The organism is Bacteroides sp. AF39-16AC (genome assembly GCF_003602735.1).
Lineage (GTDB): Bacteria > Bacteroidota > Bacteroidia > Bacteroidales > Bacteroidaceae > Bacteroides > Bacteroides uniformis.
The window spans coordinates 167,366-184,143 of sequence record NZ_QTLN01000003.1 but is presented as its reverse complement, the minus strand read 5'-3'; the positions used below and the strand labels follow the sequence as shown (position 1 = coordinate 184,143).

General features: G+C 52.1%; 8 protein-coding genes and 1 pseudogene. 5 read left to right on the top strand and 4 right to left on the bottom strand.

All coding sequences use genetic code 11. The features are described from left to right. Positions 1-175: 175 nt before the first annotated feature. The 5 genes from DW039_RS04595 to uxuA all read left to right on the top strand — a co-directional run bounded on the left by DW039_RS04595 (position 176) and on the right by uxuA (position 9,984). Positions 176-2,836 (top strand): glycoside hydrolase family 2 TIM barrel-domain containing protein, encoded by a 2,661-nt coding sequence (locus DW039_RS04595; RefSeq protein ID WP_016272116.1) that lies wholly within the window; start codon positions 176-178, stop codon positions 2,834-2,836. A gap of 18 nt (positions 2,837-2,854) precedes the next feature. Continuing rightward, positions 2,855-5,218 carry an alginate lyase family protein gene (locus tag DW039_RS04590; RefSeq protein WP_120381743.1) on the top strand — a complete coding sequence of 788 codons (2,364 nt, stop codon included), beginning with the start codon at positions 2,855-2,857 and terminating at the stop codon, positions 5,216-5,218. A gap of 208 nt (positions 5,219-5,426) precedes the next feature. Continuing rightward, positions 5,427-7,871, top strand: coding sequence for a glycoside hydrolase family 2 protein (locus DW039_RS04585; protein WP_016272117.1), 2,445 nt, complete (start codon positions 5,427-5,429; stop codon positions 7,869-7,871). A gap of 93 nt (positions 7,872-7,964) precedes the next feature. Further along, complete coding sequence (locus DW039_RS04580; protein ID WP_120381742.1) at positions 7,965-8,777, top strand: SDR family oxidoreductase; 813 nt, start codon at positions 7,965-7,967, stop codon at positions 8,775-8,777. Between the two features lie 34 nt (positions 8,778-8,811). After that, positions 8,812-9,984 (top strand): mannonate dehydratase, encoded by a 1,173-nt coding sequence (uxuA, locus tag DW039_RS04575; protein ID WP_120381741.1) that lies wholly within the window; start codon positions 8,812-8,814, stop codon positions 9,982-9,984. Positions 9,985-10,118: 134 nt separating this feature from the next. On the opposite strand, the pseudogene DW039_RS04570 reads toward uxuA, so the two are convergent. The 4 genes and pseudogenes from DW039_RS04570 to DW039_RS04555 form a co-directional block, all read right to left on the bottom strand. After that, positions 10,119-10,805: pseudogene (locus DW039_RS04570) on the bottom strand (MIP family channel protein). A gap of 282 nt (positions 10,806-11,087) precedes the next feature. After that, on the bottom strand, positions 11,088-13,313 hold the full coding sequence (locus tag DW039_RS04565) for a glycoside hydrolase family 3 C-terminal domain-containing protein (RefSeq protein ID WP_044468250.1): 2,226 nt from the start codon (positions 13,311-13,313) through the stop codon (positions 11,088-11,090). 360 nt (positions 13,314-13,673) lie between these two features. Further along, positions 13,674-14,924 carry a glycoside hydrolase family 5 protein gene (locus DW039_RS04560; RefSeq protein ID WP_009037434.1) on the bottom strand — a complete coding sequence of 417 codons (1,251 nt, stop codon included), beginning with the start codon at positions 14,922-14,924 and terminating at the stop codon, positions 13,674-13,676. Positions 14,925-15,129: 205 nt separating this feature from the next. Then, positions 15,130-16,722 (bottom strand): DUF6377 domain-containing protein, encoded by a 1,593-nt coding sequence (locus DW039_RS04555; protein ID WP_227224156.1) that lies wholly within the window; start codon positions 16,720-16,722, stop codon positions 15,130-15,132. Positions 16,723-16,778: the final 56 nt, after the last annotated feature.

Genomic DNA, 16,778 nt, shown 5'->3' with positions numbered 1-16,778 from the left:
AAGAGATTAGGATTATAAATCATGACAAAGTGATATTTTCATAGGTTAGATTTTTAAGTTTGTAACTAAGGTTGCGATTCAGGTTTAAGTTAAAGAGGCGGATAACTACTTGTTTTTTTTACATCCGTCTCTTTTTTAGTAGTTTTGGCAGTAATATCATTTATAACATATCACCATGGAAAGAGAGAAAAATACACTCCCGCAAAAGGCCTGCCATTGGATGGCTGCCGTTATTATATCCTTATTTGTCCTGCCCCCTGTCCACGCCCAACGCCAAACCCAAACCATCAACGACAGCTGGAAGTTCCTCAAAGGAGAATGCACCGCAGCAGCCGACAGTGCCTTTGACGACAGCAAATGGACATCCATCCATCTGCCCCATACCTGGAATACCGATGCTTATACCGAAAAGGATTACTACCGCGGCACGGGCTGGTATCGCCGGCAACTGACCTTGCCGCAGGGCTGGAAGGAGAAACAGATTATCCTGAGACTGGATGCTGCCGGCAAATCAGCCACTATCTATATCAATGGCAAAAACGTAGGTGAGCATGCCGGAGGATATACCGCCTGTTCATTCAACATCACGCCGTTCCTCTCTTTCGACACACCCAACACGCTGGCCGTATGCGTGGATAATGCCCGCCAGGATATTGCTCCCATCTCCGGAGACTTCACTTTCTTTGGCGGCATCTACCGGGATGTTTGGCTTACGGCGGTTCCCAACCAGCACTTCAACCTAACGAACCACGGCTCGGACGGTCTGTTCATCAGCACCCCGCAGGTTTCCGAGGAGCAGGCAACCCTCTCCATACGCGGTGAAGTAAAGAACGATGCACCGGAAAAAGCGACGTTGGAACTGACGCACACCATCTACCGCCCGGATGGTACCCTGCTACAAACACTCAAGAAGAATATACAGCTAAAAGCCGGAGAAACCTACGCTTTCAGCAACGAGACAACCCCGGTGTTGAAACCTGAATTGTGGACTCCTGAAACGCCCCGCCTCTACCGCGTAGAAACAACCCTGCGCAACCGTAAGACCAAAACCTTGCTGGACCAAAGCAATCATTACACCGCTTTCCGCTGGTTCCGGTTCGACGGAGATGAGGGTTTCTTCCTCAACGGAAAGCCCTATAAACTGCGCGGCATCTGTCGCCATCAAGACCAGAAACCCATAGGTCCCGCGCTGACAGACGAGATGCACCGGAGAGACTTCCTGCTGATGAAAGAGATGGGGGCCAATTTTATCCGTATCTCCCACTATCCGCAAGACGATGCCCTGCTGGAGATGTGCGACAAGCTGGGTATGCTGGCATGGGAAGAGATTCCCATTATAGACATTGTGCCCGATACGCCGGGTTATGGAGATAACTGCGAACGAAACTTGCGGGAAATGATTCGCCAGCACTACAACCACCCTTCTATCATCACCTGGGGATATATGAACGAAATATTGCTCGTAACCCAACGGAAGTACAAAACCGAAGCGGAACTGAAGCCGGTACTGGAACGCACACTGGCACTGGCCAACAGGCTGGAACGGGTACTGAAAGAAGAAGATAGCACCCGCATAAGCACCATGGCATTCCACGGCAGCAACAGCTACAACGAAACCGGATTAAGCAAAATCACCGATATTGTAGGCTGGAACTTATACCAGGGATGGTATGGGGGTGACCTCACGGGCTTTGAGAAGTTCCTGGCACAACAACACCAAAACCATCCCACTCACCCGATGATTGTAAGCGAATATGGTGCAGGTTCGGACAAGCGATTACATTCGCTGCATCCGCGTGCTTTTGACTTCAGCATCGAATACCAGCAGAAGTACCTCGAACACTATTTGCCGGTATTGGAAGATACACCTTATATCTGCGGCGGCACGCACTGGAACTTTATCGACTTCTCTTCTGCCCTGCGAGACGAATCCATGCCACGCATCAACAATAAAGGGTTGGTTTATGCCGACCGTACCCCGAAAGATGTATATCACTACTATCAGGCAGCTTGGCGCAAGGACATTCCGGTGCTGCATATTGCCAGCCGCGACTGGACAGACCGTGCCGGCGTGCAGCAAGGCAATGCTCCCGTATATCTGCCGGTCAAGATATACACCAACCTTTCTGAAGTAGAGCTGTTTATCGACGGTATTTCATTGGGAAAGCAGAAAACAGAGAACTACACGGGCACCTTCGAAGTTCCATTTTCTAACAGAAATCCTTTCCTATTCGCACAAGGAAACTATCAAGGAAAGACAGTGCAAGACGGGCTGAGAATAAACTTCACTCCCATACCGGCATGCCTGGATGCAAACAACCTGAAAGGGTTGGAACTGGCCGTTAATGTAGGAAGCCAATGCTTCTTCACCTCGGACGAAAGCCAACTGACCTGGCTACCCGACCAGCCTTATGCCGCAGGCAGTTGGGGATACATCGGCGGTAAGGAGGGAACTGCACAAACCGAAATCCAAAACACGGCAGACGACCCCTTGTTCCAAACCCTCCGGAATGAGATAGAAGGTTATCGCTTCGATGCTCCCCAAGGTGTATATGAAATAGAGCTTCTCTTTACCGATATCTTCCGCCGGAATGCGGGCATTGCCTACCAACTGGACCGGAACGGGCAACAAGAGAACCGGGAAAACACATTCGGCATTTCCATAAACGGGGAAGTGGTGGAAGAGAGCCTCTCTCCCTGCAAAGAAAGCGGGTACTTCCGTGCTTTGCGAAAGAAGTACTACATTACGAATGACAAAGAATACATCGATATACGCTTCCATTCAACAAGCGGTACTTGCTTCCTGAACGGTATTAAACTCAGAAACATTTATTAATCAATAAAATAGAAAACCATGAAACTAAAAGTAGTACAATGGGTGCTTGCTTTATTGCTTCTGGCGCCTTGCACACAAGCACAATCCATCTGGGATGCCACGCACCTTGCCAACGTAAAACAGTCCATCCATGAACCTTTCTACGCAACCGCCTACCAAGCATTGCAAGCGGAGGCCGATAAACTATTGGATGTACAGCCTCTTTCCGTGATGATGAAAGAGAAGGTGCCTGCCAGTGGCAACAAGCACGACTACATGAGCCAGGCCCGCTATTATTGGCCGGACCCCACAAAGCCCGACGGACTGCCTTACGTGAGCCGCGACGGCGAATCGAACCCCGAATTGAACAAGCTCGACCGCAACCGCCTGGGAGCAACCGCCAGCCGCGTCACCACGCTGGCATTGGCCTGGTACTTCAGCGGAGAAGAGAAGTATGCCCAAAAGGCAACGGAGCTTATCCGCGTATGGTTCTTCGACAAGGATACACGCATGAATCCCAACCTGGAGTATGCGCAGATGATACCCGGACACAACGGCGGCAAAGGCCGTTGCTACGGCGTGCTGGATAGTTACTCCTTTGTAGAGATGCTGGATGCCGTGAAGTTGTTGGAGCAATCGAAGTCTTTTACGGCCAAAGATTCCAAGCAGCTGCAAGCATGGTTCGGCAAGTTGCTGAACTGGATATTGACCAGCCCGCAGGGACAAGAAGAATCCCGCCAGGCCAACAACCACAGTACGGCCTACGATGCGCAGGTGATAGCCATTGCCCTCTACACCGGCAACCTTAAAGTAGCCCGGGAAGTTATCAACGCCGTTCCTGCCAAGCGCATCTTCACCCAGATAGAACCGGACGGACGGCAGCCGCATGAATTGCGCCGCACGCTTGCCTTCGGTTATTCCCAATACAATCTGACCCATCTACTCGACATCTTCTGCATGGCAGAGAAAATAGGAATCAGGATTGATAACGCCACCTCTCCCGACGGACGCAACTTCTACCGGGCAATGGATTTCCTGGCGCAATATGCAGGAAAGGGTACAGAGGAATGGCCTTACCAACAGATTAGCGAATGGGACTACAAACAACAGGAATTCTGTAAAGACCTATACCGTGCCGGCTTGCTCAACCCTGCACGCAAAGACTATCTGAGACTATCCAAAGCCCACAGAGTCATTCAGTGGAAAGACCGCTTCAACTTGCTCTATGTGCAACCCTCCGAAGTGGATAACGCCTATGCCTTTGCCTGCAAACAACTGGAATTTGCCATGCAGTGCGCCGACAAAGCAAAGAAAGAGGAGAAGAATGCTGCCCGGCGTCGCGTCATGCCGCGCAGCATCCATAAAGACGGTTCGCTGGCTATGATACATCCCCACGATTGGTGCTCGGGTTTCTTCCCCGGCTCGTTGTGGCAGGTATATGCCTATACGCATGATGATTACTGGCGCCGGGCTGCCATCTCGTGGACCTGGCCTATTGAAGAAGCCAAGTGGCACAAGGGCACGCACGACCTCGGCTTTATGATGTACGACAGCTTTGGAAAGGCGTATGAACTGACGGGTGAACGCTCTTACAAGGATGTGGTGCTGCAAAGTGCCAAGACTTTGATTACCCGCTACAGCCCGAAGGTGAAAAGCATCCGCTCATGGGACCACAATCGCGACCGATGGAAATATCCGGTCATCATCGACAATATGATGAACCTAGAAATGCTGTTCCGCGCCACGCAGTTGACGGGCGATTCCATTTACTGGAATGTCGCCGTGAACCATGCCAACACTACACTGAAGAATCATTTCCGTCCGGACTACTCCTCTTATCACGTAGTGGACTACCATCCGGAAACAGGTGAAGTCCGCCTGAAGTGTACACACCAGGGAAACTCGGACGACTCCTTCTGGAGCCGCGGACAAGCCTGGGGGATGTACGGCTTTGCCATGTGTTACCGCTTCACCAAAGACCCCGCCTATCTGAAACAATCGGAAGGCATTGCCGACTTCTTCCTCAACCTGCCCAACATGCCGGCAGACGGCGTGCCCTACTGGGATATGAAGATGGATGTCATTAAGGACTGCACCCCCGATAACATCAACCCCGACGTACCACGCGATGCTTCTGCCGCCGCACTCATCGCTTCGGGTTTATATGAACTCTGCACCTACGTAGCTCCGGAGAAGGGTAAACAGTATCGCGCCGTTGCCGACAAGATTGTCGATAGCCTCAACAAGCATTACCGGGCAGAACCGGGCACTCACTACGGCTTCCTGCTGCTGCATTCCACGGGACATCATCCGGGAGGAAGCGAAATAGATGTGCCGCTGAACTATGCCGATTACTTCTATCTGGAAGCGTTGGCAAGGAAAGAGGTGCTGGACATGAAATAAAGTTTATTCGCAAGCTGCGGATATGTATCCGGGGCTTGCGAACGCTTATCCGCGCACTGCGAATGTTTATCCGCAAGCTGCGAACAGAGAATTGTCTTAAGAGAAAAGAACTTTTCTCCCTATACCTCAGAACTTTGTCCTTAATACCTAACAACTTTTATATATATACCCCGCAGGACGTATATATGTATCATTTTTATAACATACCATGAAAGCACCCCGAATCCTACTTAGTCTATTGTTCAGCAGCCTGTTGTTGCAGGCACACGCACTGATTCCTACCGACCGCAAGCAACGTCTTACGGAGCATTGGGAGTTTATCCGCCAGGATATGGGAAGCATTTGGGAAGTGATGCGCCCTATCACCGGAGCAGGAAAGCCCGAAACCGTTCCCCTCTGGCAGAAAGTCACCCTGCCCCACTGCTTCAATGCGGAAGACGCCGTTGACCCTGATGTGAACTATTATCAAGGCCCCGGCTGGTATCGCACCATGCTCAACATAGAGAATCCCTATACCAACGGACGTACCTGCCTGGAGTTTGAAGGCGCGGGACAGAAGACAGAGGTATATGTCTATACCACCCGAATCGCTTCGCACGTGGGTGGTTACGACGAGTGGAAGGCAGACATCACCGAAGCCGTGGAAGCATTCCGTCGCACGCCGCTCTGCCGGGAGCGTTTCGGCGGAAAGATTCCTATTGCCATTCGCTGCGACAACAGCCGCGACACGGAGCTTATTCCTTCCGATATGTCCGACTTCAACCTCTACGGCGGACTCTACCGATATGTCAACCTCGTCTATACGCCTGCCGTCCATTTTGAGCAGATACGGATAGAAGCAACAACCGATGAGAAAGGGAAGCAAGGCAGTATCTCGATAGACATTGCTTTCGGCGGACTATCCGGCAAGGAGAAGAAGGCAAAAGAGTTCTCTCTCCGCGTCTTCTCACCCGAAGGCAAGGAGGTTAATTCCATATCATCCGAGCTTACGGAAATATCCTCGTACCAGATCTCCCTGAAACGCCCGCAGCTGTGGAGCCCCCACTCTCCCGCTCTCTACACCTGCGTGGCAGAACTTATCGACAACGGAGATACCCTGCGCACCACCCAGCACTTCGGCTTCCGCCATTTCCGCTTCGAAGAGAAAGGGCCTTTCTACCTGAACGGCGAACGGCTGCTGCTGCGCGGCACCCACCGCCATGAAGACCATGCCGGAGTAGGCGCTGCCTTGACCGAAGAGATGATGCGCACCGAAATGCAACAAATAAAAGAGATGGGTGCCAACTTTATCCGCCTGGGGCACTATCAGCAGTCCGGCATCATTCTGCGGCTCTGCGACGAGCTGGGACTTCTCGTCTGGGAAGAAATACCCTGGTGCCGCGGCGGTCTGGGCGGAGAGAGCTACAAGAACCAGGCGCGCCGGATGCTCACCAATATGATTGAGCAACATCGCAACCATCCTTCCGTCATCCTGTGGGGGCTGGGCAATGAGAACGACTGGCCGGGCGATTTCCAAACGTTCGAAAAAGACAGCATACGCGCCTTTATGGGCGAGCTGCACGACCTTGCCCATCGCCTCGACCCGACGCGCTCCACAGCCATTCGCCGCTGCGAGTTCTGCAAAGACATTGTGGACGTTTACTCCCCCACCATCTGGGCGGGCTGGTATGGCCGCCGCTTCCGCAACTACCGCGAGATGGAGACGGCCGGAATAAACGCCACCACCCGTTTCCTCCATGCCGAATGGGGAGGCGACAGCCATGCCGGGCGCCATATGGAAGTGAACAAGGAGACGGGCGGAAAAGGAATAGATAACTTCGACATCGAAGCCGCAGACCGCAACGGCGACTGGAGCGAAAGTTATATCATCCGCCTCTTCGACTGGCACCTGAAAGAACAAGAGACCATGCCCCGGCTTACGGGAAGCCTCTTCTGGACTTTCAAGGACTTTTCCACTCCGCTGCGCCCGGACAATCCCATCCCTTACGTCAATCAGAAGGGGGTGGTGCAACGCGACGGCACCCCGAAAGAGAGCTATTACGTCTTTCAATCCTATTGGAGCAGCAAACCGATGCTGCACATCTATGGACACTCCTGGCCGGTGCGCTGGGGTAAGCCGGGCGAGCCCAAGGAAATTCTGGTCTATTCCAACTGCCCCGAAGTGGAGCTGTTTGTCAACGGTGTGTCGCAAGGACGGAAGAAGCGCAACAGCCAGGACTTTCCGGCAGCAGGGCTGCGCTGGAATGTGCCATTACGAGAAGGAAACAACAAGATTACCGCCACGGGCTATGACGGCAAGCTGCGCCTCGACGATGAAATTCAGCAGGAGTATCAAACCCGAACCTGGGGCAAACCGTCAAGAATACTTCTGACGCAGACCGCCCAGGATGCGGAAACCATACTTGTGCAGGCTGAACTGATAGACGAAAACGGCATACGCTGCCTGGATGCCTGCCAGTTCATAGAATTCGGCTGCACGGACAGTGAAGCGTTGCTCCGCAACCAAGGCACCGCGCAAGGCTCACTCCGCATACAAGCTGCTAACGGGCGGGCAAGTATCCGCGTAAACAAGCAGCACGCACCCGTCGTGGTGAGTGCATCTGATAGCAAACGAATCTTAAAAACCGCACTAATTTCCGTTTCCGGCCAGTAAGATAAGTATTTTAGCACTCTATTTAAGCACTGAAAATGATTTAATCCCTAACTTTGCGAAAAAGATTCATTTTATAAACTAATACATAACATTATGAAGAACTTATTCAACATCAAAGACAAAGTAGTAGTAATAACCGGCGGAACAGGAGTATTAGGAAAGGCTATCGCTCTTCATCTGGCGGAAGAAGGAGCGAAAGTAGTAATCTTAGGTCGCAAAGCAGAGGTAGGAAACGCCATCGTCAACGAAATAAAGACAAATGGCGGAGAGGCCTTGTTCCTTACTACAGACGTGATGAACCGGGAGATACTGGAACAGAACCTGGCAGATATACTGAAAGCCTATGGCCGCATAGATGCCCTGCTGAATGCAGCCGGCGGAAATATGCCGGGTGCCACCATCGCGCCCACGGGCACTTTCTTCGATTTGAAGATAGAAGAGTTCCAACGGGTGCTTGAATTAAACCTGACGGGTACCGTACTGCCTACACAAGTCTTCCTCAAACCGATGGTGGAACAGAAGACAGGCGCTATTGTCAACTTCTCCAGCATGGCTGCTTTCCGCCCCATGACGCGTGTAGCCGGATATGCTGCCGCAAAAGCCGGTATCTCCAATTTCACAGCCTTCATGGCTACGGAACTTGCCAAGAAGTTTGGTGAAGGTATTCGTGTAAATGCCATCGCACCCGGATTTTTCCTCACAGAGCAGAACCGTGCCCTGCTGACGAACCCGGATGGAAGCTACACGGAACGTGGGCAAGATGTGATTCGCCAAACTCCCTTCGGACGTATGGGCCGTGCAGAAGAGCTTTGCGGAACCATCCAATACCTCATCAGCGATGCTTCCAGCTTTGTCACCGGTACGGTGGCTGTAGTGGACGGAGGGTTCAACGCATTCGCCATGTAAATAGTAAATTGCAAATCATCAAACAATAAATAACATGATTCTTTGTGAACAAACCTGGCGCTGGTACGGTCCCAACGACCCGGTAAGCCTTTGGGACATCAAACAAGCCGGGGCTACCGGCATTGTAAACGCCTTGCATCATATTCCAAACGGGGAAATATGGACAGTAGAGGAAATCAAGAAACGGAAAGAAATGATTGAAGCCGTCGGTCTGCGCTGGTCTGTAGTAGAAAGTGTACCCGTACACGAACATATCAAGACCCAAACCGGAGACTTCCAGAAGTATATCGACAACTATAAAGAGAGCTTGCGTAACCTGGGCAAATGCGGCATTCACATTGTCACCTACAACTTTATGCCCGTACTGGACTGGACACGTACCGACCTCGCCTACGAACTACCCGACGGCAGTCGTGCCCTCCGCTTTGAACGTGCCGCCTTCATCGCCTTCGACCTCTTCCTGCTACGTCGTCCCGGTGCAGAAGGCGAATACACCGATGAAGAAAAGGCCAAAGCCCGTGCCCGCTTCGAACAGATGACAGAGGCAGACAAACAACTGCTTGTACGCAACATGATTGCCGGACTTCCCGGTTCAGAAGAAAGCTTCACCCTGGAACAGTTCCAGCAGGAACTGGACCGCTACAAAGGCATCACTCCGGAACGCCTGCGTGCCAACCTGATTTATTTCCTACAAGAAATCGCTCCGGTAGCTGACGAAGCAGGTGTTATGCTTGTCATCCATCCGGACGACCCACCTTGCTCCATCCTTGGCCTGCCACGTATCATGAGTTGCGCTGCCGACTTTCAGACACTGATTGACGCTGTCCCCAACAAGAGCAATGGCCTTTGCCTCTGCACCGGCTCACTCGGTGTAAGCAGTGCCAACGACTGTGCAGCCATCATGCAGCAGTTTGCCGACCGCATCAACTTCGTCCACCTGCGCAGTACACAACGCGACGCCGAAGGCAATTTCTACGAAGCCAACCACCTGGAAGGAGACGTGGACATGTATCACGTGATGAAAGCCTTCCTTGAACTGCAACAACGCCGTGGTGTCTCTATCCCGATGCGACCCGACCACGGACACCAGATGGTAGACGACTTGAAGAAGAAAACCAATCCCGGCTATTCCTGTATCGGCCGTCTGCGCGGACTGGCAGAGCTTCGTGGACTGGAAATGGGTATAGCCAAATCGCTGTACGAATAAGGCACAAGATATAGCAAGCATAAGGAAAGAACAGGAAGCCCTCCGTCCGAAACTTTGAAGTTTCGGACGGAGGGCTTCCCTTTATAAGTTTTCTGCCATCAGCCGCCTCTTCTTAAGGCACTGTCTGCCGACATTTATTTACCTTCTTTTGCAGCAAGCACTTTCCATACAACGGCACTCAGCGCAGCACCCACAAACGGAGCTACAATGAACAGCCACAACTGAGAGAGAGCCTCGCCACCCTGGAACAGTGCCGGACCGATGCTACGGGCAGGATTGACAGAAGTTCCCGTAACAGGAATACAAACAATGTGCACTAATACCAACGTAAGACCAATGGCCAATCCTGCAAGATTACCCGCCCCCTTCTCGGAATCAGTAGAACCTAACACAACCAGCACAAAGATAAACGTGAACACAGCCTCTGCAATGAATGCCTGCAACATCATTCCGTCAGCAAACCCATTGGAACCGGTAGCCGTAGGACCACCATGAGCGCCCGTAGACACCAATGCATAAAGAATGGCAGAACCGATAACCGCCCCGATAACCTAAAACACCATATACATGGCTGCATCTTTCCCGCTCATCCTGCCGGACAACAGAACGCCCAGGGTAATGGCAGGATTAATATGACAGCCCGAGATTCCTCCGATAGCGTATGCCATCGCCACAACGGACAAGCCGAAAGCAAAAGCCACTCCCAGCGTTCCGACACCTGCACTAACCGCCCCCGCCGCACTTCCGGCAAAGACAGCACTACCACATCCCATCAGGACAAGAACCATTGTCCCGATCATTTCTGCTAAATACTTCTTCATGATAGTTTTTATTAAACATTGATTTCTGCAAAAATAAATATAAAAGATGAAGATCTGCCCAAACACGGCGGTAAAAACTCACCCATTACTACAAAACATCACTGCTTTGACTCTAAACATCCAGCATATCTGCATCTTCCTTAGCCAACCCGAAGAAACTCAGAAATATAAGAAAACATATTGGCTTGTAAAGAGTACAAAGAAAGGGTGCAACCTCACGGCCACACCCTCCATCTACACTATCTTTGATAATAACCTAAAAGGAAACTTTATTTTCCTACATCATTTCAATTCAAAAGGAACCGTTCCCTTCACATCGGCTGCCGAAGCTGCTATGACAGCCTCGAACTTGCCCGGCTCGGCCACCCAAGCGTGCTGGGTGTCATCGAAGAAGCTAAGAGCCTCCTTATCAATGGTAAATGTGACTTCCTTTGTTTCGCCCGGAGCCAGTTTCACCTTTTGGAAACCTTTCAGTTCCTTGACGGGACGAGGCAGAGAGGACTTCTTGTCACTGATGTACAGTTGGACAACTTCCTGCCCTTCGCGCGCTCCGGTATTCTTTACAGAAACCTTCACGGTCAGCGTACCGTCGGCCTGCATGGTCTTGCTGTCGGCCGTCGGCTTGCCATATTCGAAAGTGGTATAGCTCAAACCGTGGCCGAAGGGGAACAACGGTTTCACCTTCTTCTGCTTATCGGCCCAACGGTAGCCCACGAAGATGCTTTCATTATACTTGATGTCGATGATGTCCTTGCTCCGTTTGCCGGTATATTCGCCCAGGCTGTGAGCCGGACAGTCCTCCAGCTTCACGGGGAAGGTGAAGGGAAGCTTGCCGCTGGGATTGACATCGCCCATGAGGATGGCGGCAAGGGAGCTGCCGGCTTCGGAACCCAGATACCAGTCCTGCACGATGGCAGGCACCTCGTTCACCCACGGCATGGCAATGGCGTTGCCGGAGATGTTGACGACAATCAGATTCTTGTTCGCCCCGGCCAGTGCGGAGATAACGGCATCCTGACCGTAGGACAAGCCCAGACCCTCACGGTCGGAGTCCTCGCAGTCCTGGCCGTTACTCTTGTTCAGGCCACCGATGAAGATGACATAATCGGCATCCCGGGCCTCTTTCACGGCTTCGGCTATCAGCTCTTCGGGAGTACGGTCATCCTTCAGATTCTGTCCGGTCACCACCCCGTTGTATTCACCGCTTGCATCGCCCACGTAGCCACGGGCATAGACCACCTCGGCCTTGCCGGCCACACGCTGCTTGATGCCGTCCAACGGAGAGAGTTCGCGCTGTACCTTCAGGGAAGAACTACCACCGCCTACGGTCATCATCTTGATGGCATTCTCGCCCACTACAAGAATCTTTTTAGCCCGGTTCAAGTCTATCGGGAGCACATTGCCCTTGTTCTGCAACAGTACGATGCCCTCCTCACCGATGCGGCGGGCAGCCTCGTAATGTTCCGGAGAGAGCATGCTTCCCCACGGACGGTCGGGGTTCATCACCGTACGGAAGATAAGGCGCAGAATGCGGCGTACCTTGTCGTCCAGTTCCGTGGTACCTACCTTACCTTCGCGGATGAGGTTCAGATAGGGATTTGCCAGATAATAGTTATCGTATGCGTTGCTGGCACCGTTCGAGAGCCCGTTGGTCCAACTGCCGAATTCCATATCCAGCCCGTTGGTGATGGCTTGCCGGGTATCGTGCGTGCCGCCCCAGTCGGAAATGACTACGCCGTCGAATCCCCATTCGCCCTTCAATATATCGTTCAATGTGTATTGGTTGTGACAAAGATGTTGGCCTTTGTATAGGTTGTAGGCACCCATGATGCTCCACGCTCCGCCTTCCTGCACGGCCATCTTGAAAGCAGGCAGATAGATTTCATAAAGAGCACGGTCGTCCACGATGACGTTGGTGGTGTGGCGGTTCACTTCGTGGTTGTTCAAGGCGAAGTGTTTCACGCAGGCAGCCACGCCGTTCTGCTGCACGCCCCGGATATAGGGCGACACCATCTTTCCGGCCAGATAAGGGTCCTCACCCATATACTCGAAGTTGCGTCCGTTGAGCGGTGTGCGGTAGATATTGACACCAGGGCCCAGCAGGACGGACTTGTTGCGGTAGCGTGCCTCTTCACCGATGCTCTGTCCGTAAAGGAGAGACATTTCGGGGTTCCAGGTTGCCGCCAGACAGGTCAGGGCAGGGAAAGCCACGCAGGAGTCGTTGGTGCATCCGGCTTGTTCCCACTCGTCCCACAACACATCGGGACGTATGCCGTGGGGGCCGTCGTCCGTCCATACATCGGGAATGCCCAGACGGGGCACACCCGCACTGCTGAACTTGCTTTGCGCATGAGTCAACTTCACTTTCTCTTCCAGGGTCAGACGGCTCAAGGCGTCTTCCACTCTTTCTTCAATAGGTTTGCTTGCGTCCAGATAGACGGGCTTCTGCTGGGCCGAAAGAGGCAGCGCGACAGCAGCCAGAACCAAACCGAATAATACTTTTTTCATTGTTGTATAATTAAGTTGTTATATAAGTAAGCAATCATAATCAGTCCGTACCATTGATAATCCCCAACATATAAGGGAATATGACTTAGCCCTACCTACATAGGAACTGAAGTCCTTACACCCGTATAGTGAGTATCCATAACATGGGGATGTTGTTGTCCAAAACATCCCCATGTTTTACCCCAAAACACCCGGATGTTTTATCCCAATACATCCCCATGTTTTGCCCTAAAACATCCGGATGTTTTGGGTGCTCAGTCCTATGGTGTGTACAGCTCAGTCCCTACCTCTTTCATGCTAAGTCCCGGCATCTCATCCTCTGGGACTTGATACGTACTGTTTGCAGCGAGGCAGCACCCGCTACTTCATTCCCAATGACCGGATATAACCCTCCTGAACCACACAATTCTTCAGTTTGCATGCCTCGATAAAGTCCATCATCGCCTTGCGGGACATGGCCTGCGCGGGACGTGCCTCACGGATTTCCTTGTACGTGGCACGCGGTGCTTCGGAGAAATACACGATGTTTGCCCAGTTCTCCGGCGGAGTGATGCCGACGAAAGAAGAACCGTCCATCTTCTTGTAGGGCCAGAAGGTATAGCCGATGTTGTTCTCGCGCATCGTCTGGCAGAAAGCGGCCTGCCATTCGTCCGTATTGTGGCCTATCTCACCCATGTACATGGGCAGGTTCACACTGTCGCGGAAGTTGATAATCGTCTGGATGGCAGCTTGGGTAGGTTCGCCTCCGTAACGGTGGCAAGTGTACATTATCTTGTCGTCGAACTTGGAGTCCTTGAAAGGCTTGAAATTACCGTTCCATTGCGCACCGCCCAGCAGAATGATGTGGTTGCTGTCCACCTCGCGGATGGCGGCTACACCTTTCTTATATACATCTTCCAGCTTGCCGTTGAGTTCCTCCATGTTCTCGAAGTAAGGGGCAATGGGCTCGTTGAAGAGTTCGTAACCGAGGATGACCGGTTCGTTCTTGTAGCGGTCGGCTATCCGGCGCCAAATGTCACAGTAGAGTTGCTGGCTGACTTCGCTGTCGAACAGCCAGGGATAGCCGTAGCTGTCGTCGATATTGTCGCCCGTCTGTCCGCCGGGAGCGTCGTGCATGTCGAGGATGAGGTACAAGTCCGATTCGCGGCACCACTCTACCAGGCTGTCCACGCGGGCAAAGCCGTCTTGGTCGGCAGTCAGCCCCATATAGTCCTCGTCGGTAAACAGCTTGTAGTGGAAAGGCAGGCGGATGGTGTTGGCACCCTGCTCCTTGATGAAGCGGATGTCCTCGCGCGTTACATAATTGTCCTTGAATGCTTTCCAGAAGTCGGCCGTAAAGTCCGGTCCCACCAACTGGCAGAACATCTCATTGATGAAACGGCCGGAATTGGTCTTGTTGAACTTGAACATGTATCCTTCCGGATTCAGCCAGTTGCCCAGGTTGGTACCCATGATGAAGAGTTTGGTACCGTCGGGCTTTATCAAGTCCTGACCCTGAATGGTTACGAATGCATCCGAAGTTACTTCTTTTGTCGCTTGTTTCTCACCGCATCCCGCAAGGCCCAAAGACAGCAAGGCGATGGAAATGCTTGTCGCTAATAAATGTTTCATGGCAATAATTTTGGTTATAGTATTAGTTGCGATATTCGCTTTTGCTTCCCCAAAGTTAGGAAAGATAAGAACACCTCGTACCGGCGAATCGGGAATAGGTGGAAGGAGTGAAGAAGCATGAACAAACAAACAACTAATAATCAGAAATATAATCAGAAGAAGAGAAAGGCAGAAAGTGGATTCAAAAAGCCAGTTTGACGTATTGTCAGCGTATCTGCATCAGCCGCATCTCGAAGTCCTCGCGCGAAATGCGGGCCTTGTTCTTCACCTTGGCACGGTAATTATAGATGGTGTTTACGGAATAACGGAGGAATTCTGCAATCTGCGAACTGTCGTCGATGCCCAGACGAATCAGGGCGAAAATGCGGAGTTCCGTATTCAGCAACTCGCCTTTACGGAGCACGATGCGTTCTTCGGGCTGCAGCAAGTCATTGAATTCATCGACAAAATCGGGGAAAAGGTGCAGGAAGGCAGTATCAAAGTTATCATAGAGTTCCTTCAGTCCGGCGTCCAGCACCTCGCGGGAACGCACCATCTTCAGCAGCTCTTCCATCTGCCCGGCAGAGATTTTCTTGTTGACCATCCGCCGGTAGGTATCCAGCCGGTTGATATAAACGGAGCAGAGATTCATGAAACGGCCCACATACTCCTCCTTGATGTTGTTTGAGAGTTGCAGTTGCTCGTTGGCATGCTCCAGCTTGTTCCGTGCGGCAGAGAGTCGCTGCATCTGCCGGTAGATAAAGCCCACTGCCACCACCAACAGCACAATCAAAGCGCTGATGAGCCAGAGGTACAGCCGGAGCCGGTCATTCTGCTTCTCACGCATGGCCTGATAAGTGAGGTCTATCAGTGAAAGGATGCCGGCAGTCTGGAGGCTGCGGCTACGGGCGTTGTATCGGTTGGTTTCGTCCCACGAGAAACGGATGTAACGGTAGGCATGCTCCATATCCCCTTCCTCATAAAGAAGTTCCGCCAGGTTCCAGAGTGAGGCATGGTCTGTGATGCTCAGGCGAATATCGGTCAGTGCAGACAAAGCCAGATAGCGCTTCTCCTCCTCCCGGTTCCCGAGCCGGCGGTAGAGCAATGAGCGCTGATAGGTCACCAGCGCATATTCGGGAGTATTGGGCTTGGCATGTGCCAGACGCGTATCATTGATGCTCAAGGCTTCGTCCGGATGGCCTGCAGCGGCCTCCCGCGTCTCTCTTCGTTCCAGATAGAGGGGGGATGAAGGCAGAAGTACCTGCATCAAAGAATCGTCATAATGGGTAGCCAAAGCCTGATAATGCTTCTTGAAAGAATCGTCCAGCGTATAGAAACTCAGTTCTGTGTAAAGTTTATGACAGGCATTGTAATAGTCCGGCAGCAGATGGGAGGGAAGGGAGGCTTTGTCCGTCTGCCTCAAGAGTTCGGCGGCTTCCTCGTACATGCCTGCCGAAGCCATCAAGTGGGCAAGCTCCAGCCTTGTTTCGAGTGCTGCATCCTGCCGGCCATAGCGCTCTGCCCAATCCAGATTGACACGAAGATAATGGATGGCCGAATCGCAGATATATGCCTTATACTCCTTATAAATTTCCCCATTCCATCGAAAAAAAGAGATATTGGCGGTATCGGTATCCAACACTTGGCGCTTCAGCCGGGCAATGCGTCCTTCACGCACGGCGACATAGTGCCGGTGCGCCTCGATAGCCTCATCCAAAGAGGACGTCAGCGCAGTAAAAGAGGGCGTGCCGGCAGCCAAAGCCACACTTTGCCATACCACGACGGCAAGAAAACAAAAAATGAACAATCTCCTTTCCATGACCATAAAGTTCATGCAAATATAGCAAGAAATCCTGCAAAGCAGTAGCATCGGAA